Source organism: Rhodococcus sp. D-6 (assembly GCF_040256695.1).
Taxonomy (GTDB): Bacteria; Actinomycetota; Actinomycetes; order Mycobacteriales; family Mycobacteriaceae; genus Rhodococcus; species Rhodococcus pyridinivorans.
Window position 1 is genome coordinate 5,194,957 of record NZ_CP132970.1, and the last position, 22,144, is coordinate 5,217,100.

The window sequence follows — 22,144 nt, forward strand, 5'->3', positions numbered from 1 at the left end:
GGCACGCGGCGTGTCGCCTACCCGGCCGCCGCCGGACGGTTCGGGATCAGGCACACGCACGACACCAGCAGGACGGCGCAGACCAGAACGGCGACGAACACCGGCGCCACCGAGTCCGCCAACTGCGCCGCACCGGGAGTTCCGGTGACGGTCTCGTCCGCCGCTGCGCCCCCGAGGGCTGCATTGGCCAGCGCACCGAACACCGCCACGCCCACCGCGCTGCCGATCGCACGTGCGAAGGCGTTCGCGCCCGTGACGACGCCCCGCTCGGACCAGTCGACGCTGGACTGCGCCGCGATCAGCGCGGGACTGGCGATCAACCCCATCCCGAGTCCCACGAGCACGCAGCAGAGCGCCACCTCCCCGGGAGCCGAATCCACCCCGACCTGCGTCAACAGCGCCGCGCCGCACAACAGCGGCACCGCACCCACCAGACCGGTGTTGCGAAAACCGATCCGCAGATAGAGCCGGCCCGACTGCGCCGCCGCGATCGGCCAGCCGATCGTCATCGTCGCCAGCGTGAAGCCCGCGACGAGCGCCGTGGTCCCCAGCGCGCCCTGTACGAACGACGGAACGTACGAGGTCAGGCCCAGCACGACCGCGCCCACCAGGCACGACACCGCGCTGGTGGTGACCAGCACACGTCGCGTAAACAGCCGGATCGGCAGAATCGGCTCGGCGGCGCGGGACTCGATCCACACGAACACCGCGATCAGGGCTGCACCGGCGGCGAAGATGCCGATCCCGGTCGCCGACGTCCACGCCCATGACTGCCCGCCCTCGAGCAGGCCGAGGATCAGCAGGGCGGCGCCTACCGCGAGTGTCGCCGCGCCGGCCCAGTCCACGCGCGGTCGCGGTCCCGACGGCGTGTCCTCGCGGAAGTTGCGGACGAGCACCCACGCCGCGAGGGCACACAACGGCAGGTTGATCCAGAAGATCCACCGCCACGACAGGAAGTCTGCGAAGACACCGCCCACGGCCGGGCCGATCACCGCCGACATGCCCCACACACTGGCGAGATAGCCCTGCGCCTTGGCGCGCTCGGCGACCGTGTAGATGTCCCCGGCGATCGTCTGTGCCATCGGCAGCACCGCACCGGCGCCGAGTCCCTGCACCGCGCGGAACGCGATCAGCGCCGGCATGCTCCACGCCACCGCGCACAGCACCGAACCCGCCGCGAACACCCCGATCCCGAACAACAACAGCGGAGTGCGGCCGAAGACGTCGGAGAGTTTGCCGTAGACCGGGACGAGCACCGCCTGCGTGAGCAGATAGGCGGAGAACAACCACGGGAACTGCGTGAAGCCGCCCAGGTCCGCGACGATCGTCGGGATCGCGGTCGCCAGGATGGTGCTCTCGAGCGCCACGAGGGAGGTGGCGAGCATCAGAGCGATGAGGATCGGGCCCCGCTCGGACCCGAACCCGACGTCCACTCGCGACGATGCGGCCATGCCACTCCTGTTCCCACTCGTACGTTCGTTGTTCCACCCGGCGGTGAACGAGTGGGATATCCGCCACGGGGTGCGGTACGCCCACTCGATGAGCACTAGGGTGTCAGCGTGCGTCCTTCACTCGAGTCCTACCAACACCTCGCCGGCGGCAAGGTGCGTGATCTGTACGTGATCGACGACGAGCACCTGCTCCTCGTCGCCAGTGACCGGATCTCGGCCTACGATCACGTGCTCGAGACCCCGATCCCCGACAAGGGACGGGTCCTCACTGCGATGAGCGTGTTCTTCTTCAAGCTGCTCGACGCCACCAACAACCACCTCGCGGGAGAACCCGACGACGAGCGTATCCCCGAGGAGGTCCTCGGCCGCGCACTCGTGGTCAAGCGCCTCGAGATGGTGCCCGTCGAGTGCGTCGCCCGAGGCTTCCTCACCGGCTCCGGCCTGCTCGACTACCAAGCCACGGGCTCCGTCTGCGGTGTCACCCTGCCCCAGGGGCTCGTCGAGGCCAGCAGACTGCCCGAACCGATCTTCACCCCGGCCAGCAAGGCTGCGCTCGGCGACCACGACGAGAACATCTCCTTCGACGACGTCGTCGAGAAGGTCGGTCTGAACCTGGCGATGAAGCTGCGCCAGGACACGCTCGATATCTACGACCGCGCCGCCATGTACGCGTCCGACCGCGGCATCCTGCTCGCCGACACCAAGTTGGAGTTCGGTCTCGACAAGGCCGGCAATCTGGTGCTCGCCGACGAGGTCCTCACCCCGGATTCGTCCCGCTACTGGGACGCGAACGAGTACGAGGAGGGCAAGGTTCAGCCCAGCTTCGACAAGCAGATCGTCCGGAACTGGCTCACCGGACCCGAATCGGGCTGGGACCGCGCCTCCGACACCCCGCCCCCGCCGCTGCCGCAGCACGTCGTCGCCAAGACGCGAGCTCGCTACATCGAGGCGTACGAACGTATTTCGGGACTGTCCTTCGACGATTGGATCGGCTGACCGCATATGACCTCCTCGAAGATCACTCCGCCGGTCGCGAAGAAGGTGCCGCTCGAGCGCACCCATCACGGGCACACCTTCGTCGACGACTACGAATGGCTGCGCGACAAGAACGACCCCGAGGTCGTCGCGTACCTGGAAGCGGAGAACTCGTACACCGAGGCGCAGACGGAACATCTCGCTCCGCTGCGTGAGGCGATCTTCGAGGAGATCAGGTCGCGCACCCAGGAGACCGACATGTCGGTCCCCACCCGGATGGGTGACTGGTGGTACTACGCCCGCACCGTCGAGGGCAAGCAGTACGCGATCCAGTGCCGGTGCCCGATCGCCGACGCCGACGACTGGACACCGCCCGACGTCACGCCTGGTGTGGAACTCCCCGGCGAGCAGGTGCTCCTCGACGGCAACGTCGAGTCGGAAGGGCACGAGTTCTTCTCGCTCGGGGCGTTCTCGATCAGCCACGACGGCACGCTGCTCGCGTACTCGACCGACGTCGTGGGCGACGAGCGCTACACCCTGCGCATCAAGGACCTCACCACCGGTGAGATGCGGGCGGACGAGATCCCCGGCACCGCACCGGGAGCGACGTGGGCGCTCGACCACAGCCACGTCTTCTACCAGACGGTCGACGAGTCGTGGCGGCCCGACACCGTCTGGCGGCACAAGCTCGGCACCTCCGTCGACGAGGACGTGAAGGTCTTCCACGAACCCGACGAGCGGTACTGGGTGTCGATCGGTTCGACCCGCAGCGAGAAGTACCTCATGATCTGGGTCGGCTCGAAGATCACCACCGAGGGATGGGTGCTCGAATCCGAGAACCCCACAGGCGAATTCCGTGTGATCCTGCCGCGCCGCGAAGGTGTCGAGTACGGTGCCGAGCACGCCGTGATCGCCGGTGAGGACCGCTTCCTGATCCTGCACAACGACGTCGACCCCGAGACGGGGAAGAAGGCCGAGAACTTCGTCCTCGCCGAGGCTCCCGTCGACGACCCGTCCGCGCTGCGCACCCTGATCGAGCACCGGCACGAAGTGCGCCTCGAGGATGTCGACGCGTTCGAGGGACACCTCGTGCTCGGCTACCGCCGCGAAGCCCTCACCCGACTCGCGGTGTGGCCGTTGACCGACGAGGGTTACGGCAAGCTCACCGAACTGGAGTTCGACGAGGAACTCTTCGCCGTCGGACCGGGCGCGAACCCCGAATGGACCCAGCCCACACTGCGTCTGGGCTACACGTCGTTCATCACCCCGAGCCGGGTCTACGACTACACCGTGAGCACCGGTGAGCTGAAGCTGCTCAAGTCGCAGCCGGTGCTCGGCGAGTTCGACCCGACGCTCTACGAGCAGCGCCGCGAGTGGGCGACCGCCGAGGACGGCACGAAGATCCCGCTGTCGATCGTCGCGCGCAAGGGCACCCCCGAGAACGCGCCCACGCTGCTGTACGGCTACGGCTCGTACGAAGCGAGCATCGACCCGGCCTTCTCCGTCGCACGCCTGTCGCTGCTCGACCGGGGCATGGTCTTCGCGGTCGCGCACGTGCGCGGCGGCGGCGAGATGGGCCGGCACTGGTACGAGAACGGCAAGTCGCTGACGAAGAAGAACACCTTCACCGACTTCGTGGCGTGCGCGCGGCACCTGATCGACGCCGGCGTCACGAGCCCGGAGAAGCTGGTCGCCGACGGCGGCAGTGCCGGTGGCCTGCTCATGGGTGCGGTCGCGAACATCGCACCCGAGCTGTTCGCGGGCATCCTCGCGAACGTCCCGTTCGTCGACCCGCTCACGTCGATCCTCGATCCGTCCTTGCCGCTCACGGTGATCGAATGGGACGAGTGGGGCAACCCGCTCGAGAACCCAGAGGTGTACGAGTACATGCGCTCGTACAGCCCCTACGAGAACGTCGAGGCCAAGGATTACCCGGCGATCCTCGCGATCACCAGCATCAACGACACGCGCGTGCTCTACGTCGAACCCGCCAAGTGGGTCGCCAAGCTGCGCGCGACGAAGACCGGCGATGCGCCGTTGCTGCTCAAGACGGAGATGAGCGCGGGACACGGCGGTGTGTCGGGCCGGTACGAGAAGTGGCGCGAGGTCGCGTTCGAGTTCGCGTGGGTGCTCGAGACGTCGGGCGCCTGCCGCGCGGAGACCGCTGCGGGCTGAGCTCGGTATCCGCTCGCGTTCTCGCTATTCGCCGCAGCAATTGCCGACGCGAATGACGAACTGTGTAGCCGATAGCAGACCGCTCACCTGCGCAGTTCGTACCGGACCTGGGGCCGGCCGGCGCGGCCGTACTCGGTGATGCGGGTCGCGGCTCCGTCGTCGGCGAGCCGTTCGAGGTAACGCCACGCGGTCACGCGTGAGACCCCCACGGCCGATCCGACTTCCGCAGCGGTTCGCGGCCCGTCGGCGTGATGAAGGAAATCGGTGATCTTCGACAGCGTGTCGGGGGAGATGCCCTTGGGTGTGGACGGACGGGAACTGCTCGTGCGCAGAGCCGACATGGCGCGATCGATATCGTGCTGGCCCGCCGCGGTCTCGGCGTCGCGCAACGCCGAGCGGTAGGCCACGTACTGTTCGAGCTTGTCCTGCAGTGCCGCGAAGGTGAACGGCTTGAGCAGATACAGCACCACACCCCGCGCGACCGCCGTCCGCACGACCTCCAGATCGCGGTTCGACGTGACGGCGATGATGTCGGGACTCGGACGACCGGCGCTCAGGCGTGCAGCCACTTCGAGGCCGCTCGTGTCGGGGAGCCCGATGTCGAGCAGCACCAGATCCACCGGTGTGCCCACCCGCGCAGCCGACGCGACCGCCCGCACGGCGTCGCTACCCGTGTGCGCGACACCTACCACCTCGAATCCGTCCACCCTCCCGACGTATTCGCGGTGGGCCTCGGCGATGAGCGGTTCGTCCTCGACGACGAGCACCCGGATCACGACCGGCTCTCCAAGGGGATCACGGCGACGATCATCGAACCCAGCGACGGTTCGGTGCGCAGAGTTCCCCCGTGACGCGCCACGACCTGGGCGACGAGTGCGAGTCCGAGGCCGCGCTGCTCGGACTTGGTGGAGTAGCCGCGCTGCATGGCCTGGGCCAGCACCTCCGGCGACATCCCCGGCCCGCTGTCGGCGACCTCGACGATCATCGACGAATCGTCCCGACGCACAGTCACCTCCACCCATGGGTCGTCCGACGCATGGGAGGCGTCGATGGCGTTGTCGATGAGATTCCCGACGAGGGTGACGATATCGCGCGCCGGGATGGACGGAACCGGGCCCAGTTCCGTGTCGTCGGTGACGGTCAGTTCCACACCTCGCTCGGCCGCCTCGTCGATCTTGCCGAGCAGCAACGCCGACAGCGCCGGCTCGTGGATGGCACTTGTCAACCTGTCGATCAGGTGCTGGGAGACCGCCAGTTCCTGCGTCGCGAACGCGACCGCGTCCTCCGTCCGGCCGAGTTCGACCATCGTGACGATGGTGTGCAGACGGTTCGCCGACTCGTGGGCCTGCGCCCGCAGCGACTCGGCGAATCCGCGGACCGAGTCGAGTTCACCGAGGACACCGCGCAACTCGGTGTGGTCGCGGAGGGTGACGACGGTGCCGATGCGGCGCTCGTTCCAGTTCACCGCGTCGCTGTTGACGACGAGGGTGCGGTCGCGCGTCAGGTGCACCTCGTCGCGTGCCTCGCCGGTGGTTGCGAGTTCGCGCAGTGTCTCGGGCAGGGCGTCGAAGGGGACCGGCCCGGTCGGGGGTAGGCCGAGCAGGCGGCGTGCCTCGTCGTTGACGACGTCGACCTGCGGTGAGGCGCCGGGTGCTCCACCGAACACCAGCAGCCCTTCGCCGATCGAGTGCAGGACGGCGTCGTGGTGTTCGTACATGCGCCGCAGCTGGTCGGGATCGAGCCCGAGGGTCTGACGGCGCAGGCGCCGCGCGATCAGGTATCCGCCCGCCGCGGTGACCACGAGCCCGGCCGCCACCAGGCCGACGATGCCCGGAAGGCTCCGCACGAAGTTCTCGGCGATCCTCTCCCGTGTCACCCCGACCGACACGAATCCGACGAGCGTGCTGTCGTCGTAGACCGGCGCGATGGTGCGGATCGACGATCCGAGGCTGCCCGTGTACGTCTCGGTGAACGGCGTGCCCGAACGGGCCTCATCGGTGTGGCCCGTGTACGGCAACCCGATCTGCTCCGGCACCGGATGTGTCACGCGGATGCCCTCGGGGTCCACGACGACGACGAAGTCCACCCCTGTCGCCTCGCGGATCTGCTCGGCGCGGGGCTGGAGCGCTGCGGTCGGATCGGGGGAGAGCAACCCGTCCGCGACCTCCGGGAAGAGCGCGGCTGTCACTGCGATATCCGTCACGGTGCGGCGCGTGGCCTCGTCGGCGTCGCGGCGTTCGTCGACGACGATGAGCGCACCCGCCACGATCGCTACCACCGTGAACACCACCAGCTGGAGGATGAGCAACTGGCCCGCCACGCTCATCGGCGGTCTCGTCTCGCGACGGTTCACCGGTCACCTCCCGTGAACACTATGTACACAAACTTCTCCCGCGGCGACCCGGCCACCACCATGTCCTTATGTGGACGTGATGCCGGTCACCACCCGGGCGCGGAGCGGCCCTACCAGGGTCCCGTAGTACCCGACCGAACCACGGTCGATTCCCGAGTCCTCGCCGGTGCGTCACCGCATCCCGTTATCCGTGAACATCGCGCGACGAGCCCGCGCATGATCGAAGGGCACTCCATGAGCACCACAACCGTGCGGGGCGAGAAACGCCGCGACCGTACCCACCGGCTGTACATCGGCGTCATCATCGCCGTCGTCGCCGGTATCGCCGTCGGATGGCTGGCCCCCGAGACGGGCAAGTCGCTCGGTGTCCTCGGCACCATGTTCGTCGACCTGATCAAGATGATGATCAGCCCGGTGATCTTCTGCACCATCGTGCTCGGCATCGGGTCGGTCCGGGCAGCGGCGAGCGTCGGCCGGATCGGTGGACTCGCGCTGATCTACTTCGTGGGCATGTCGACCGTGGCCCTCGCGATCGGCCTGGGTGTGGGCAACCTGCTCGACCCGGGCTCGGGGCTCACCCTCGATCCGGCCAACGCCGGCTCGGGTGCCGAACTCGCCGAGAAGGCGCATGCCGCCGGCGGCACCGTCGACTTCATCGCGTCGATCATCCCCACCTCCCTGTTGTCCGCACTGACCGAGGGCAGCGTCCTGCAGACCCTGTTCGTGGCGCTGCTCGTCGGCTTCGCCATCCAGGGCATCGGCAAGTCGGGTGAACCGATCCTGCGGGGCATCGGCCACCTGCAGAAGCTGGTCTTCCGCATCCTGACGATGATCCTGTGGCTCGCCCCGATCGGTGCCTTCGGTGCCATCGCCAACGTCGTCGGCCAGACCGGTCTGAGCGCGGTCCTGCAGCTCGGTGTTCTGATGATCGCCTTCTACCTCACGTGCGTCGTGTTCGTCTTCGGTGTTCTCGGATCGTTGCTGCGAGCGGTCTCCGGTGTCTCGGTGTTCAAGCTCGTGAAGTACCTCGCCCGCGAGTACCTCCTCATCTTCGCGACGTCGTCGTCGGAGTCCGCGCTGCCGCGTCTGATCGCCAAGATGGAGCACCTCGGTGTCCAGCGCACCACCGTCGGCGTGGTCGTGCCCACCGGTTACTCGTTCAACCTGGACGGCACCGCGATCTACCTGACGATGGCCGCCCTGTTCGTGTCCGACGCGATGGGCAGTCCCCTGAACATGGGTGAGCAGATCTCGCTCCTGCTGTTCATGATCGTCGCCTCGAAGGGTGCGGCCGGGGTCACCGGTGCCGGTCTGGCGACGCTGGCCGGCGGTCTGCAGAGCCACCGCCCCGACCTGCTCGACGGTGTCGGCCTGATCGTCGGTGTCGACCGGTTCATGTCCGAGGCGCGTGCCGTCACCAACTTCTCCGGCAACGCCATCGCGACCCTGCTCATCGGCACGTGGACCAAGTCGGTGGACCGTGACCGCGTCGACGAGGTGCTCAGCGGACGGCTGCCGTTCGACGAGAGCATGATGGTCGACGATCACGAGCCCGCCCCCGAGCGCGAACCGGCGAACCTGGAGAAGGTCTCCGTCTGATCCGGCATCCGCTACGACAATGGCTGTCCGCTACGGAAATTTTCCGTAGCGGACAGCTATTTCTGTAGCGACTACGCGCCGGCGGCGTTATCACGACATCCGCCGGCTCGAGGACCTCGACGAGGAGAAGGTCCGGAAGTGGGTGAGACAGGCCGCCGCGCTGCCGGGGGAGAAGATGTAGCACGCCGATGTTCGGGGGAGTGATCGGGCACACGATAGTTTGGGTGCATGACCACGCCTCTCCAGGACATCCCGATCAACACCCTCTCGGGTGAACCCACGAATCTCGGCTCGTACGAGGGCCACGCGGTACTCGTCGTGAACGTCGCGTCCAAGTGCGGCCTGACCCCGCAGTACACGGCACTCGAGAAGCTCGCGCAGGAATATCGCGACCGCGGACTGTTCGTCGTGGGCGTGCCGTGCAACCAGTTCATGGGTCAGGAGCCCGGAACGCCGGAGGAGATCCAGGAGTTCTGCTCCGCCACCTACGGCGTGACCTTCCCGCTGCTCGAGAAGATCGAGGTCAACGGCGAGAACCGGCATCCGCTCTACGCCGAGCTCACCAAGCACCCGGATGCCTCCGGCGAGGCCGGCGACATCCAGTGGAACTTCGAGAAGTTCCTCATCGCTCCCGACGGCACGGTCGCCGCGCGCTTCCGTCCCCGCACGGAACCGGATGCGCCCGAGATCCTCGACGCCCTCGAAGAGATCCTGCCGGCCTGACATGTTCGGCACAGAAGCGCGGGACGCGCTGTACGACATCATCCGCATGCGTCGCGACGTCCGTGCAGAATTCAGCGGGGAACGGCTCGACGAGGACACGCTGATGCGCATCCTGCGGGCCGCCCATCACGCACCGAGTGTCGGCAACACCCAGCCCTGGGACTTCGTCGTCGTACAGGACGAACAGCGACTGAAGGAGTTCGCCGAGCACGTCGCCGGTTGCCGGCAGGCGTTCGCCGACTCGCTCCCCGAGGACCGGAAGAGCACCTTCGACCCCATCAAGATCGAAGGCATCGTCGAATCGGGGACCGGCGTCGTCGTCACCTACGACCCCGAACGCGGCGGCAAGCACATCCTCGGCCGTCACACCATCGACGAATCCGGCCTGTTCTCGGCCGTGCTGGCGATCCAGAACCTGTGGCTCGCCGCGACCGCCGAGGGTCTCGGCGTGGGATGGGTGTCGTTCTACGAGGAGGACTTCCTCGCCGACTTCGTCGGAGTGAGCGCACCCGTGCGTCCCATCGCGTGGCTGTGTGTCGGGCCGGTCACGCGGCTCCAGGAGATACCCGACCTCGAACGGTTCGGCTGGCGCAAGGGGCGCCAGCTCGAGGAGGCCGTGCACCGCGACAGGTTCGCGGCGCCGGGTGACCGGGAAGCCTGATCCGACGGGTGGCGACCGGTTCGTGAGCGCGCGAGCCGGCCGCCACCCGCTGTTTCACAGATCGGTCGCCACCTGCCTGTTTTCAGAGTTCGGTCGCGACCTTCCAGGCACTGTGGATGGCGCCCTCGATGTAGTCGACCCGACCCGCGTCCCCGACGACGCGGACATCGATGTCCGAGCCGGCCAGTTCGTCGGCGAGCGGTGCTGCCGCCGACACACCGGACGCGACCACGACCATGCGGGCGCGTACCGATTTCGTCTCGCCACCCACGGTGAACTCCACCGTCTTCGGGGTGATGCGCTGAACCGTCGCACCACGATGCACCTCGAGGCCGACCTCGCGCGCGTGCTTGACGGCGGTCCACCGGCGCGGCATCGCCATCGGCACCCCGAGCTGCTTCCCCTCGGCGAGCAGCGTCACCCGGCTTCCCCGCTCGGCCATGAACTCCGCGAGTTCGAGCCCGACGAGCGACCCGCCGATCACGACGACGTCCTTCGCCATCGGCAGGAAACGCAGGAACCGCCGGCTCAGATCACGGATCCTCCGAGGGCTCGTGGTGATACCGGCGAGCCTGCCCACCCGGCCCATCACCCGCAGCACCGGGGACTGATCGGAGACGTCGCCCGCACCCGTCATGAGCGCACGCATGCTGTCGCCGGTGTGCACGTGCGGCAAGTCCCCGCCCGGCACGGTGGGACGTTCCCGCACGGCGCCCGTCGCGACGACCACCACGTCCGGCTCCAGGGCGCGGATCGATGCGGAGGTGGCCTCGGCGCCGAGCCGCACGTCGATGCCGAGGCGGGTGACCTCGGCCGTCAGCCATTTCAGCAGCCGCTCGTTGTCGGGGGTGGTGAGGGTCGAGAACCACAGGGTCCCGCCCAGCCGGTCGGTCTTGTCCAGGACGGTGACGCGGTGCCCGCGCTCGGTGGCGACCCGCGCAGTCTCGAGGCCGCCCGGCCCGGCACCCACCACGACGACGTGCTTCGGCGCCGCAGTGCGGACGAACGGCACGAGTGTCTCGTTGCCCAGCGCCGGATTGACCGCACAGATGGGCGTGGCATCCCAGAAGTTCTCCTGCACGCACACATAGCAGTTGATGCACGGGCGGATCTGCTCGCTGCGGCCCTGCTTGAGCTTGGCGACGAGCGCGGGATCGGCCAGCAACTGACGTCCCATCGCGACGAAGTCGGTGACGCCCTCGTCGATCATTCGCTCGCCGACCTCCGGCAGCATGCGGCCGACGGTGATGACGGGGATCGACACCGCACGCTTGATGACCGCCGCGTTGTGGGTGTAGTAGCCGACCTTGTCCGGCAACGGGCCGTCGGTGAAATTCGCGAACGCGTTCAGCGCGGTGCCAGTGACGTGGAGTGCATCGGCACCGGCCTGCTCGAACAGCACTGCGGCAGCAGCGGATTCCTCGACGGTCAGGCCGTCCGTCTCACCGTATTCCTGCCCTGCCAGCCGCACGATGACGGCGAGGCGGTCGCCGACCTCGGCCTTGACCGCGCGGATCACCTCGCAGGTCAGCCGGGCCCGGTTCTCCAGCGACCCGCCGTATCCGTCGGTGCGCTGGTTCGTGTAGCGGCTGAGGAAGGCGCCGAGCACGTAGTTGTGGGCGGCGTGGATCTCGACGGCGTCCGCTCCGGCGGCGGCGACCCGGCCCGCGGCCTCGGCGAACATCCGGATCAACCATTCGATGTCGCTCTCGGAGGCCTCGTTGTAGGTGGCCTGCGCGCCACCCTGGATCGATGCCATGCGCTGCAGTTCCGCGGGCGTGCAGTCGGCCATGGCGCTCATGTCGCTCGGCGGCTTCGGGATGCTCGGCACGAGCTGCGGCCGGCCCTGCAGGGTGTCGATACGGGCGACCTTGCCGTGGTGCACCATCTGCACGCACAGTTTGCTGCCGGCCTCGTGGACGGCGTCGGTCAGTGCGCGGAGGCCGGGGATGAACCGGTCCTCGGACAGGCCGGGTTCCTTCGTGCTGGTGCATCCCGCCGGATAGGCGACCGCGCAGCATCCGGTGACGATCAGCCCGGTGCCTCCGGCCGCGCGGGCGACGAAATGATCGATGTCGCCCTGCTCGATCTCCCCGTCCTCGCAGAGGTTCATGTCCATGGCGGGCATCACCACGCGGTTGTCCAGGGTGATCGGCCCGATGGTGCCGGGGGAGAGAAGGCGCGTATAGGTCTGGTTCGGGACTGCCACGCCCGGACGGTATGCCCGGCTCCGTGTGGTCGTCGACACTGTCCCGATGAACGGGATACGGATCGCCGGCCCGAGTCTTCATCCGGACTTCCCGGTCGGGCAGGACGCCGTTCACCCGAGTGCAGCAGGCTCGGGGTCATGAGCGGACGGATGATCGTGTCGGTGTCGGGGATCCGGGACGTCACGCGCGACCTCGTGGACGCCTTCGCCCGTGAGACGGACGCGCGTGGGGTGCCGTTGTCGCTGTTCGTCGCACCCCGCCTGAAAGACCACTACCGCCTCGTGCGGGATCCGGCGACGCAGGAGTGGCTGCTCGAGCGACGCGAGGGCGGCGACGCGATCGTGCTGCACGGTTACGACCAGGCGGCGACGAAGCGACGTCGCGCCGAGTTCGCGACGCTGCCCGAGCACGAAGCACGGTTGCGCCTGCTCGCCGCCGACCGTGTGCTCGAGGAGACCGGACTGCGCGCCCGGCTGTTCGCACCACCGCGATGGCGCGCGTCGCCGGGCGCAGTGACAGCACTTCCGCAGGTCGGTTTCCGGATGATGGCGGACAACGCGGGGATCCACGATCTGGTGGCGGGCACCGTGACGAAGACGCGGCTGTACGCGCTCGGTGACGGTGCGGGGTCGGACGTGTGGCGCTGCCGCGCGATGGTGATGGGCGCGTCGCGGACGGCGCGGCGCGGGGAGCTGCTGCGTCTGGCGATCGCCGCTCCCCGGCTCGCCGAGTCCGGACCCCGGCAGGCGATCCTCGACGCCGTCGACCTCGCGCTGCACCACGGTGCCGAACCGACCGTCCACGCCTGGCGGCCGCGTCCGTCGAACAGCCGCGTGGCGTGATCCCGCCTGGCCCGCCGGTGCTCCCGGTCGCCGCATCCGCTCGGTAATGTTGGCGGCCATGGATGCTGACGTGATCGTGGTGGGGGCGGGACTCGCGGGGCTCGTGGCGGTCGGTGAACTGATCGACGCCGGTCGCAAGGTTCTGCTGGTCGATCAGGAGAACTCGAACAACATTGGTGGGCAGGCCTTCTGGTCGTTCGGTGGGTTGTTCTTCGTCGACAGTCCCGAACAGCGACGACTCGGGATCAAGGATTCCTACGAACTCGCCTTGCAGGACTGGATGGGGACCGCCGGCTTCGACCGCGAGATCGAGGACCGCTGGCCGCGGCGCTGGGCCCAGGCCTATGTCGAGTTCGCCGCGGGGGAGAAGCACGCCTGGCTCAAGCAACGCGGGCTGAAGATCTTCCCGATGGTCAACTGGGCCGAACGCGGCGGATACGACGCTGCAGGGCACGGCAACTCGGTCCCGCGATTCCACATCACCTGGGGTACCGGTCCGGGCCTCGTCGAGATCTTCGAGCGCAAGCTCCGCGAAGGCGTCGAACGCGGTCTCGTCACGCTGAAGCACCGCCACCGGGTCGACGAACTCGTCGTCACCGACGGCGCCGCCACCGGTGTGCGCGGAGCGATCCTCGAGCCCACCGACGCGGCGCGCGGCGTGGCGTCCTCCCGCACCGTCGTCGGGGACTTCGAGTTCTCCGCCGGAGCCGTCATCGTCACCTCCGGCGGTATCGGCGGCAACTACGACCTCGTGAAGAAGAACTGGCCGAAGCGGATGGGGGAGCCGCCGAAGCACATGCTCAGCGGTGTGCCCGCGCACGTCGACGGCCGGATGCTCGAGATCACCGAGAAGGCCGGCGGGAACATCGTCAACCGCGACCGCATGTGGCACTACACCGAGGGCATCACCAACTACGACCCGGTGTGGCCCGATCACGGCATCCGCATCCTGCCCGGCCCGTCCTCGCTGTGGCTCGACGCCACCGGCAAGCGGTTGCCGGTGCCGTTGTTCCCCGGCTTCGACACGCTCGGCACCCTCGAGTACATCGTGAGCACCGGCTACGACCACACCTGGTTCGTGCTCGACCAGAAGATCATCGAGAAGGAATTCGGGCTCTCCGGCTCCGAGCAGAATCCCGACCTCACCGGGCGCAGCCTCCGCCTGCTGCTGCAGCGGGTCAGGTCGGGTGCTCCCGGACCGGTCGAGGCCTTCAAGGAGCGCGGTGTCGACTTCGTCGTCCGCGACACGCTCGCCGATCTCGTGGCGGGCATGAACGAACTCACCCCCGAGGCGCCGCTCGACTACGAGCAGGTGCGTTCGGTGGTCGAGGCCCGCGACCGCGAGATGGACAACAAGTACACCAAAGACCTGCAGGTCGCGGCGGTGCGCTCGGCGCGGGCCTACGCACCCGACCGCGTCGTCCGCATCGCGGCGCCGCACCGGATCCTCGACCCCAAGGCCGGACCGCTCATCGCGGTCAAGCTGCACCTGCTCACCCGCAAGACGCTCGGCGGGCTCGAGACCGACCTGTCGTCGCGCGTGCTGCGGTCGGACGGGTCGGTCTTCGACGGCCTCTTCGCCGCCGGTGAGGTCGCCGGCTTCGGTGGTGGCGGCGTCCACGGCTACCGGTCGCTCGAGGGCACCTTCCTCGGCGGATGCATCTTCTCGGGCCGGGCGGCGGGTCGCGCCGCCGCCCGCTGAACCTTCCGTCGGCGTCGACTGGGACAGCAGAGCGCGAAACGGTCGTAGGAGCGCGAAACATCCCGCGCCGACGACCGTTTCGCGCTCCGCAGCGTCAGACCTCGACGCCGTCTTCGTGCGGCAGCACGCGGAATTCGGTGCCCTCCGGCGCCATCTCGCTGTACCGGCCGTAGAAGATGCCGCGACCGTTGTCGTTGACGATGCCCTGGTGGATCGGCACGGCGACCCGCGGATTCACCGCGCGCAGGTAGTCGATCGCCTCCCAGATCTTGAGCCACGGCGCGGTCGACGGCAGGGCCAGCACGTCGACGCGCTCGTGTGGGATGTACAGCGAGTCGCCGGGGTGCAGCAGCCGCGACGGATTCTCGTCGTCGCCCACGAGGAAGGCCGTGTTGTCGATGATGGGCATGTCGGGGTGGATCACCGCGTGCCGTCCGCCGGTGCCGCGTACGGTCAGCGAACCCACCGAGAAGGAGTCGCCGGGACGCACCGCGGTCCAGTCGCCGTCGAGCAGGTTCGCCGACTGCGGGTCGGAGAACAACTGCGCTCCGGGGTTGGCCTCGAGGAGCGCGGGCAGCCGGGTGGTATCGGCGTGGTCGGGATGCTGGTGGGTCACGAGGATCGCGTCGAGTCCGGTGATGCCCTCGAACCCGTGGGAGAAATTTCCGGGGTCGAGAAGGAGCTTCGCGCCGAGGTGTTCGACGAGGATGCAGGAATGGCCGAAATGGGTCAGTTGCATGTCGTCGAGTATGCCGTCGGGAGGAGCCCGATGACCGACTACGGACAGGAACTCCGCTTCGGCAGCTTCGTCACGCCGTCCGCTGCCGATCCGGCGGGCGTCGTCGACCTCGCCGTGGTGTCGGAGAGCGCCTGGACCGCATCGCAGCCCCGGCGAAGCGGTCGACGCACTGATCGAGGCGATCGAGGTGATCCGTGCTCTGTGGTCGGACGAGAAGGGCGCGGCCGGGATCGACGGCACGTACTACCGGCTGACCGGCGCGAAGCGGGGCCCGTTCCCCGCGCACGCTCTCGGCATCTGGCTCGGCGCCTACGGCAAGCGGATGCTCGACGTCACCGGCCGCTTCGCCGGCGGATGGCTGCCGAGTTCGTTCGCCGCCGGGCCCGAGAAGCTGGGGGAGATGAGCGCCCGCGTCGACGAGGGTGCGCACCGTGCCGGGCGTGATCCCGCCGCGATCCGCCGGCTCTACAACATCTCCGGCACCTTCGCGGAGACCGCGGACGGGTCGCGGTCCGACCTCGAACGTTTCGCCGGTGAGGTCGCGCCCCGCGTGCGCGAACTCGTTGCTGCCGAGCGGCGTTGAACGGGGGTGACGGGTCTCGCACGAGCGGGACCTCGGCCGATGCCCTTCCCGGTGGCCACGGCCGGTAAACTGCTGGATGTCCGGTGTCCGTCCCCGGGCGCCAGCACTACTACCGAGGAGCAGCACGTGGCGCGTGTCGTCGTCGAAGTCATGCCCAAAGCCGAGATTCTCGACCCCCAGGGTCAGGCCATCACCGGGGCGCTGTCGCGGCTGGGCTTCGCGGGCGTGACCGACGTCCGTCAGGGTAAGCGTTTCGAGCTCGAGGTCGACGGCAGCGTCGGCGACGAGGAGCTCGAGAAGATCGCCGAGTCGTTGCTCGCCAACACGGTGATCGAGGACTGGGCCATCCGGCGGATCGACGGTGACGCATGAGCGCACGCATCGGAGTCATCACCTTCCCGGGCACGCTCGACGACGTCGACGCCTCCCGCGCGGTGAAGCTCGCCGGTGGTGAGGCCGTGAGCCTGTGGCACGGGGACGCCGATCTCAAGGGGGTCGACGCGGTGATCGTGCCCGGCGGCTTCTCCTACGGCGACTACCTGCGCTGCGGTGCCATCGCACGGTTCGCACCGGTGATGGGCAAGGTCGTCGAGGCCGCGCAGAAGGGCATGCCCGTCCTCGGCATCTGCAACGGCTTCCAGGTGCTGTGCGAGGCGGGTCTGCTGCCCGGCGCGCTCACCCGCAACGCCGGTCTGCACTTCGTCTGCCGCGACGAGTGGCTGAAGGTCGAGTCGAACACCACCGCGTGGACCTCGCGCTACGAGGCCGGCGCCGAGATCCTCATCCCGCTCAAGTCGGGTGAGGGCCGCTACCAGGCATCGGAGAAGGTGCTCGACGAGCTCGAGGGTGAAGGTCGCGTGGTGTTCCGCTTCGCGGGCGACAACCCGAACGGTTCGCAGCGCGGCATCGCCGGCATCTCGTCGGCGAACGGCCGGGTCGTCGGTCTCATGCCGCACCCCGAGCACGCCACCGAGGCGCTCACCGGCCCCAGCGATGACGGACTCGGCATGTTCTACAGCGTGCTGGACGCGGTCGTCAACGCGTGACCGCCTGACCGGAATTTTCCGGCGAAGCCCCCATCGACCCTCCCGGGTCGTGGGGGCGTCGCTCGTTCCGGCGGGCTCGAGGAATCCTTCGAACCGAAGTTCCGGAACAGGAGAGACGGAACGAGGGACCCCGCCACCGTCCCGATCGGCTGCGGAATCCCTCGTCCCTACAACCCGGAGCTCGACCCCCCGATCAAGTCCCGGGCGCGATGTCGTCGTCATCCCCCATGCGCGACATCGCGGATCAGTCTGCCGGAGCCGAATCGTCCTGTCCTGAGTAGGACTACCCAAATCGGACCTGTCCGTCGACGGGCGTTGCGTGTCGGTCCCCGGCGGTACCGTCGCGCCATGACAGCGACCATTGCGATGATCACCTTCGACACGACCGATCCGGCTCCGATCGCGAGATGGTGGGCCGAGCGTACGGGCGGCCGCATCGAGCAGGAGAACGACGGCTGGTTCTTCATCGTCGCCCTGCCACAGGGCATCAGGCTGGGCTTCCAGAAGGTGTCCGATCCGACACCCGGGAAGAACCGCGTGCACCTCGATCTCGCCGCCCCCGACCTCGACGCCGAGGTCGAGCGCTTCGTGCAGGCCGGCGCGAAGGAGGTCCACCGTGAGGACATGGGCGACGACTTCCGCTGGGTGACGCTCGCCGACCCCGAGGGCAACCTGTTCTGCGTCGCCGAGGGGCACTGACACTCGGTACGAGGAGAGCGGGCCGGCGCTTTCGGTCGGCGCTCCCGCTGTCCGTGATGCGAAGATGCAGTCATGTTTTCCACGCGTGCCGATGCTCGGGGTCTCTGTAATTTCGTCGACCTGTCGCCGTCGCCGTTCCACGTCTGCGCCACCGTCGCCGCGGCGCTGACCGAGGCGGGCTTCGTCGAACTGCACGAGCAGCAGGCCTGGCCCGCCGAACCGGGACGCTTCTTCCTGATACGCGGCGGGTCGCTGATCGCATGGAGCACCGAGGGTGTCGCCGACGATCCGGCCGCACCCTTCCGCATCGTCGGCGGGCACACCGACAGCCCCAACCTGCGCGTCAAGCAGCATCCCGACCTCACATCGGCGGGCTGGCGGATGGTGGGACTCGAACCGTACGGCGGTGCGTGGCTCAACTCGTGGCTCGACCGCGACCTCGGCATCTCCGGCCGCTTCACCGTGCGCGCGGCGGAGACGACCGAGGACGTCCTCGTCCGAGTCGACGCGCCGGTCCTGCGTGTCCCGCAGCTCGCCATCCACCTGTCCGAGGACCGCAAGGGCGTCCAGCTCGACCCGCAGCGCCACGTCAACGGCGTCTGGGGAGTCGGCACCGAACCGCGCTCGTTCATCGCGTGGGTCGCCGAGCAGCACGGAATCGACCCGGGCGCGGTGCTCGGCTGGGAACTGATGACCCACGACCTCGCACCGAGCGCGGTCGTCGGGCCGGGCCGCGACCTGGTCAGCGCACCGCGTCTCGACAACCAGGGCACCTGCTACGCCGGACTGCACGCCCTTCTCGCCGCCGTGGCACACGTCGCAGCGCACGGTGGCCCGATGCCGCTCCTCGCCCTGTTCGACCACGAGGAGGTCGGCAGCATGTCCGACCGCGGCGCCTTCTCGGAACTGCTCGACACCGTCCTCGAACGGATCGTCCTGCTCCGGGGTGGCGGCCGGGAGGAGTTCCTCCGCGCCCGCGCCGGCTCGATCGTCGCGTCCGGCGACATGGCGCACGCCACGCACCCCAACTACCCCGAGCGGCACGAACCCGCCCACCGCATCGCGGTCAACGGCGGACCGGTCCTGAAGGTGAACCAGAACCTGCGCTACGCGAGCGACGCGACCGGCGCCGGAGCCTTCGCGCTGGCCTGCGAGCAGGCGGGGGTCCCGCTGCAGCGGTACGTGCACCGCGCCGACCTGCCGTGCGGCTCGACGATCGGCCCGATCACCGCGTCGAGGACCGGCATCACGACCGTCGACGTCGGCGCCCCGCAGCTCGCCATGCACTCGGCGCGCGAGTTCATGGGCGCGGACGACGTGGCCAGCTATGCGCAGGCGCTGACCGCTTTCCTGACCCCGGCATCGTGACCGCGTTCGCCCGCCCCGAAGCACCCGCCGGTGACACACTGAAGACGGTCGTGTCCGGTCGGAGAGAACGGGGGAATGCAGTGGACGTCCCGTCCTACCCCGATCATCTGCTGTCCCTCGACGAGTGGGCGGCCCTGCCCGAATCCGACGGGCACCATGTGGAGGTGTGCGAGGGCGTGCTCCTCGCCGCGCCTGCGCCGGGGGCGGCGCACGATCATGCCGCGGTGACCCTGGCGTTGCTCCTCGACGAGAAGCTGCCCGACGAATGGTGCGCGCTCGGAGGCGTCGAGGTGCTGGTCGCGGAGAAGCCGCTGACGGTGCGGTGCCCCGACGTGATCGTCGTGGGACGCTCCCTCGTCGACGCCGATCCCGATCGGGCGCCGATCTCCGAGGTGAAGCTGGTCGTGGAGGTCACCGTCGACGGCACGGCCCGCACCGACCGCGTCACGAAGTTCTCCGAATACGCGGAGGCCGGCGTCCCGCAGTACTGGATCGTCGATCTCGGCGGACCGCCGGTGATCGCGACCTTCACGCTCGTCGACGGGTGGTACCGATTCGACGGGGAGCACTCGGGCACCGTCACCCTCGATGCGCTGGGCACCGAGGTGGCCGTCACACCGTCGGGGCTCGTGCCCGCACCGGTGAACCCCGTCGCGCCTGCACAACGATAGACTGATCCGCGGCAGTTCCCGCCCGGCCTGCCGTTTTCGATCCCAGAGTGAAGGGACCCGACGCCCAGTGTCACCGCACGTGGATACCGTCTCCCACGCCGCCGAAACCCCCGACGCCGCTCAGCCCTATCGGGAGCTGGGTCTGAAGGAAGACGAGTACACCCGGATCAAGGAGATCCTGGGCCGTCGCCCCACCGACGCCGAACTCGCCATGTACTCGGTGATGTGGTCCGAACACTGCTCGTACAAGTCGTCGAAGGTGCACCTGCGCTATTTCGGCGAGACCACCACCGACGAGATGCGTGAGTCGATGCTCGCGGGCATCGGTGAGAACGCCGGCGTCGTCGACATCGGCGACGGCTGGGCCGTCACCTTCAAGGTCGAGTCGCACAACCACCCGTCCTACATCGAGCCGTACCAGGGCGCCGCGACCGGCGTGGGCGGCATCGTCCGCGACATCATGGCCATGGGCGCCCGCCCGATCGCCGTGATGGACCAGCTCCGCTTCGGCGCCGCCGATCACCCCGACACCCGTCGCGTCGTCGACGGTGTCGTGCGCGGTGTCGGCGGCTACGGCAACTCCCTGGGCCTGCCCAACGTCGGTGGCGAGACCGTCTTCGACGCCTCCTACCAAGGCAACCCGCTCGTGAACGCGCTGTGCGCGGGTGCGATGCGCGTGGAGGACCTGCACCTCGCCCACGCTTCCGGCACGGGCAACAAGGTCATCCTGTTCGGTGCCCGCACCGGCCTCGACGGCATCGGCGGCGTGTCCGTCCTCGCCTCCGAGACCTTCGACGACAGCGCCGGCGGCCGCCCCAAGAAGCTCCCGAGCGTGCAGGTGGGCGACCCCTTCACCGAGAAGGTGCTCATCGAGTGCTGCCTCGACCTCTACCGCGAGAAGCTCGTCGTCGGCATCCAGGACCTCGGCGGTGCCGGTCTGTCCTGCGCGACCTCCGAGCTCGCCGCCGCCGGCGACGGTGGCATGCACATCAACCTCGAGCGTGTCCCGACGCGCGCGAAGGGCATGACCCCGGCCGAGGTGCTGTCCTCGGAGTCGCAGGAACGCATGTGCGCGGTCGTCACGCCCGACAACGTCGACGCCTTCATGGACGTCTGCAAGAAGTGGGACGTCCTGGCCACCGTCATCGGTGAGGTCACCGACGGCGACCGCCTCGTCATCGATTGGCACGGCGAGACCGTCGTCGACGTGCCGCCGCGCACGGTCGCGCACGAGGGCCCGGTCTACGAGCGCCCCGTCGAGCGCCCGGCCTCGCAGGACGAGCTGATCGCGAACACCACCGCCGGCCTGAAGCGTCCGGAGACCGCCGACGAGCTGCGCGAGACGCTGCTGAAGATGCTCGCGTCGCCGGCGCTGTGCAGCCGCAAGTGGATCACCGAGCAGTACGACCGCTACGTGCGCGGCAACACGGTGCTCGCCGAGAACGCCGACGCCGGTGTGGTCCGTATCGACGAGGAGACCGGCCGCGGCATCGCGCTCGCGACCGACGCTTCGGGCCGCTACACGCAGCTCGATCCGTACACGGGCGCCCAGCTCGCCCTCGCCGAGGCCTACCGCAACGTCGCCGTCACCGGTTCGACGCCGAAGGCCGTCTCGAACTGCCTGAACTTCGGTTCGCCCGAGGACCCCGGCGTGATGTGGCAGTTCCAGCAGGCCGTGCGCGGCCTCGCGGACGGCTGCGCGAAGCTCGGCATCCCCGTCACCGGTGGCAACGTCAGCTTCTACAACCAGACCGGCGCCACCGCGATCCTGCCGACCCCGGTCGTCGCGGTGCTCGGTGTGATCGACGATGTGCACCGTCGCATCCCCACCGGCGTCGGCCTCGAGCCGGGCGAGACGCTGATCCTGCTCGGCGAGACCCGCGACGAGTTCGACGGCTCCATCTGGGCGCAGGTCGAACACGACCACCTCGGTGGTGTCCCGCCGAAGGTCGATCTCGACCGTGAGCGGCTGCTGTCGGAGATCCTCACCGCCGGTTCGCGCGACGGCCTGATCTCCGCCGCACACGACCTGTCCGAGGGTGGTCTCGCGCAGGCCGTCGTCGAGGCCGCACTCGCAGGCGAGACCGGCTGCCGCGTGCTGCTCCCCGAGGGCGCCGATCCGTTCGTGACGTTGTTCTCCGAATCGGCCGGCCGCGTGCTCGTGGCCGTGCCGCGCACCGAGGAATCGCGCTTCACGGGCATGTGCACCGCACGCAACATGCCGTGGGTGCGCATCGGCGTCGTCGACGAGGGATCCGACTCCGTCGAGATCCAGGGCCTGTTCTCGATCCCCATGACCGAGCTGCGCGAGGTGTGGGAAGGGACCCTGCCTGCCCTGTTCGGGTAA

19 protein-coding genes are annotated in these 22,144 nt (G+C 68.7%); 14 read left to right on the forward strand and 5 right to left on the reverse strand.

The features are described from left to right. Positions 1–17: 17 nt before the first annotated feature. Entirely contained in the window at positions 18–1,451 is a 1,434-nt protein-coding gene (locus RBB84_RS24465) for an MDR family MFS transporter (protein ID WP_024102997.1), read from the reverse strand. 108 nt (positions 1,452–1,559) lie between these two features. Between RBB84_RS24465 and RBB84_RS24470 the strand changes: the two genes are divergently transcribed. Next, positions 1,560–2,447 carry a phosphoribosylaminoimidazolesuccinocarboxamide synthase gene (locus RBB84_RS24470; protein ID WP_064255963.1) on the forward strand — a complete coding sequence of 296 codons (888 nt, stop codon included), beginning with the start codon at positions 1,560–1,562 and terminating at the stop codon, positions 2,445–2,447. A 6-nt stretch (positions 2,448–2,453) separates the two neighbouring features. After that, complete coding sequence (locus tag RBB84_RS24475; RefSeq protein ID WP_064255962.1) at positions 2,454–4,601, forward strand: S9 family peptidase; 2,148 nt, start codon at positions 2,454–2,456, stop codon at positions 4,599–4,601. An 83-nt stretch (positions 4,602–4,684) separates the two neighbouring features. On the opposite strand, the gene RBB84_RS24480 is transcribed toward RBB84_RS24475, so the two are convergent. Further along, complete coding sequence (locus RBB84_RS24480) at positions 4,685–5,377, reverse strand: response regulator (RefSeq protein WP_006551834.1); 693 nt, start codon at positions 5,375–5,377, stop codon at positions 4,685–4,687. After that, positions 5,374–6,927, reverse strand: a complete 1,554-nt coding sequence (locus tag RBB84_RS24485) for a sensor histidine kinase (RefSeq protein ID WP_064255961.1) — start codon at positions 6,925–6,927, stop codon at positions 5,374–5,376. The genes RBB84_RS24480 and RBB84_RS24485 overlap by 4 nt, the downstream gene beginning before the upstream one ends. A 261-nt stretch (positions 6,928–7,188) precedes the next feature. Between RBB84_RS24485 and RBB84_RS24490 the strand changes: the two genes are divergently transcribed. From RBB84_RS24490 to bluB, 3 genes are all read left to right on the forward strand, one after another. Continuing rightward, positions 7,189–8,553, forward strand: a complete 1,365-nt coding sequence (locus RBB84_RS24490; RefSeq protein WP_064255960.1) for a cation:dicarboxylase symporter family transporter — start codon at positions 7,189–7,191, stop codon at positions 8,551–8,553. A gap of 228 nt (positions 8,554–8,781) precedes the next feature. Further along, entirely contained in the window at positions 8,782–9,276 is a 495-nt protein-coding gene (locus RBB84_RS24495) for a glutathione peroxidase (protein WP_019290035.1), read from the forward strand. Position 9,277: 1 nt separating this feature from the next. After that, the gene (gene bluB / locus RBB84_RS24500; RefSeq protein ID WP_019290034.1) at positions 9,278–9,937 is read left to right on the forward strand and encodes a 5,6-dimethylbenzimidazole synthase; all 660 of its coding nucleotides are present in this window, start codon (positions 9,278–9,280) and stop codon (positions 9,935–9,937) included. 82 nt (positions 9,938–10,019) lie between these two features. Here the strand turns inward: bluB and RBB84_RS24505 are convergent, their stop codons facing one another. After that, a complete protein-coding gene (locus tag RBB84_RS24505) occupies positions 10,020–12,146 on the reverse strand; it encodes an FAD-dependent oxidoreductase (protein WP_064255959.1) in 2,127 nt (708 codons plus the stop codon). Positions 12,147–12,284: 138 nt separating this feature from the next. On the opposite strand from RBB84_RS24505, the gene RBB84_RS24510 reads away from it, so the two are divergent. Together RBB84_RS24510 and RBB84_RS24515 are read left to right on the forward strand one after the other, a co-directional pair. Beyond that, positions 12,285–12,989, forward strand: coding sequence for a DUF2334 domain-containing protein (locus tag RBB84_RS24510; protein WP_064255958.1), 705 nt, complete (start codon positions 12,285–12,287; stop codon positions 12,987–12,989). Positions 12,990–13,047: 58 nt separating this feature from the next. Then, positions 13,048–14,691, forward strand: coding sequence for an FAD-binding dehydrogenase (locus RBB84_RS24515; RefSeq protein ID WP_064255957.1), 1,644 nt, complete (start codon positions 13,048–13,050; stop codon positions 14,689–14,691). A 94-nt stretch (positions 14,692–14,785) separates the two neighbouring features. On the opposite strand, the gene RBB84_RS24520 is transcribed toward RBB84_RS24515, so the two are convergent. Further along, positions 14,786–15,430 carry an MBL fold metallo-hydrolase gene (locus RBB84_RS24520; RefSeq protein WP_064255956.1) on the reverse strand — a complete coding sequence of 215 codons (645 nt, stop codon included), beginning with the start codon at positions 15,428–15,430 and terminating at the stop codon, positions 14,786–14,788. Positions 15,431–15,617: 187 nt separating this feature from the next. Between RBB84_RS24520 and RBB84_RS24525 the strand changes: the two genes are divergently transcribed. The 7 genes from RBB84_RS24525 to purL all read left to right on the forward strand — a co-directional run bounded on the left by RBB84_RS24525 (position 15,618) and on the right by purL (position 22,144). Beyond that, complete coding sequence (locus RBB84_RS24525; protein WP_006551825.1) at positions 15,618–16,013, forward strand: LLM class flavin-dependent oxidoreductase; 396 nt, start codon at positions 15,618–15,620, stop codon at positions 16,011–16,013. 126 nt (positions 16,014–16,139) lie between these two features. Then, on the forward strand, positions 16,140–16,385 hold the full coding sequence (gene purS, locus RBB84_RS24530; RefSeq protein WP_006551824.1) for a phosphoribosylformylglycinamidine synthase subunit PurS: 246 nt from the start codon (positions 16,140–16,142) through the stop codon (positions 16,383–16,385). Next, positions 16,382–17,059, forward strand: coding sequence for a phosphoribosylformylglycinamidine synthase subunit PurQ (gene purQ / locus RBB84_RS24535; RefSeq protein WP_006551823.1), 678 nt, complete (start codon positions 16,382–16,384; stop codon positions 17,057–17,059). Before purS ends, purQ begins: the two co-directional genes overlap by 4 nt. 348 nt (positions 17,060–17,407) lie before the next feature. Continuing rightward, the gene (locus RBB84_RS24540) at positions 17,408–17,758 is read left to right on the forward strand and encodes a VOC family protein (RefSeq protein WP_024103006.1); all 351 of its coding nucleotides are present in this window, start codon (positions 17,408–17,410) and stop codon (positions 17,756–17,758) included. A gap of 72 nt (positions 17,759–17,830) precedes the next feature. Beyond that, the gene (locus tag RBB84_RS24545; protein WP_064255955.1) at positions 17,831–19,126 is read left to right on the forward strand and encodes a M18 family aminopeptidase; all 1,296 of its coding nucleotides are present in this window, start codon (positions 17,831–17,833) and stop codon (positions 19,124–19,126) included. An 80-nt stretch (positions 19,127–19,206) separates the two neighbouring features. Beyond that, a complete protein-coding gene (locus RBB84_RS24550; RefSeq protein ID WP_024103008.1) occupies positions 19,207–19,797 on the forward strand; it encodes a Uma2 family endonuclease in 591 nt (196 codons plus the stop codon). A 67-nt stretch (positions 19,798–19,864) separates the two neighbouring features. Beyond that, positions 19,865–22,144 carry a phosphoribosylformylglycinamidine synthase subunit PurL gene (gene purL / locus RBB84_RS24555; protein WP_024103009.1) on the forward strand — a complete coding sequence of 760 codons (2,280 nt, stop codon included), beginning with the start codon at positions 19,865–19,867 and terminating at the stop codon, positions 22,142–22,144.

What these genes read in the sequence shown, in the direction of transcription:
- RBB84_RS24540 (WP_024103006.1), top strand. Translation starts at nt 17,408, where the DNA reads ATGACAGCGACCATTGCGATGATCACCTTCGACACGACCGATCCGGCT.
- purQ (WP_006551823.1), top strand. Translation starts at nt 16,382, where the DNA reads ATGAGCGCACGCATCGGAGTCATCACCTTCCCGGGCACGCTCGACGAC.
- RBB84_RS24475 (WP_064255962.1), top strand. Translation starts at nt 2,454, where the DNA reads ATGACCTCCTCGAAGATCACTCCGCCGGTCGCGAAGAAGGTGCCGCTC.
- RBB84_RS24545 (WP_064255955.1), top strand. Translation starts at nt 17,831, where the DNA reads ATGTTTTCCACGCGTGCCGATGCTCGGGGTCTCTGTAATTTCGTCGAC.
- RBB84_RS24510 (WP_064255958.1), top strand. Translation starts at nt 12,285, where the DNA reads ATGAGCGGACGGATGATCGTGTCGGTGTCGGGGATCCGGGACGTCACG.
- RBB84_RS24490 (WP_064255960.1), top strand. Translation starts at nt 7,189, where the DNA reads ATGAGCACCACAACCGTGCGGGGCGAGAAACGCCGCGACCGTACCCAC.
- RBB84_RS24485 (WP_064255961.1), bottom strand. Translation starts at nt 6,927, where the DNA reads ATGAGCGTGGCGGGCCAGTTGCTCATCCTCCAGCTGGTGGTGTTCACG.
- RBB84_RS24515 (WP_064255957.1), top strand. Translation starts at nt 13,048, where the DNA reads ATGGATGCTGACGTGATCGTGGTGGGGGCGGGACTCGCGGGGCTCGTG.
- bluB (WP_019290034.1), top strand. Translation starts at nt 9,278, where the DNA reads ATGTTCGGCACAGAAGCGCGGGACGCGCTGTACGACATCATCCGCATG.
- RBB84_RS24520 (WP_064255956.1), bottom strand. Translation starts at nt 15,430, where the DNA reads ATGCAACTGACCCATTTCGGCCATTCCTGCATCCTCGTCGAACACCTC.
- RBB84_RS24465 (WP_024102997.1), bottom strand. Translation starts at nt 1,451, where the DNA reads ATGGCCGCATCGTCGCGAGTGGACGTCGGGTTCGGGTCCGAGCGGGGC.
- RBB84_RS24495 (WP_019290035.1), top strand. Translation starts at nt 8,782, where the DNA reads ATGACCACGCCTCTCCAGGACATCCCGATCAACACCCTCTCGGGTGAA.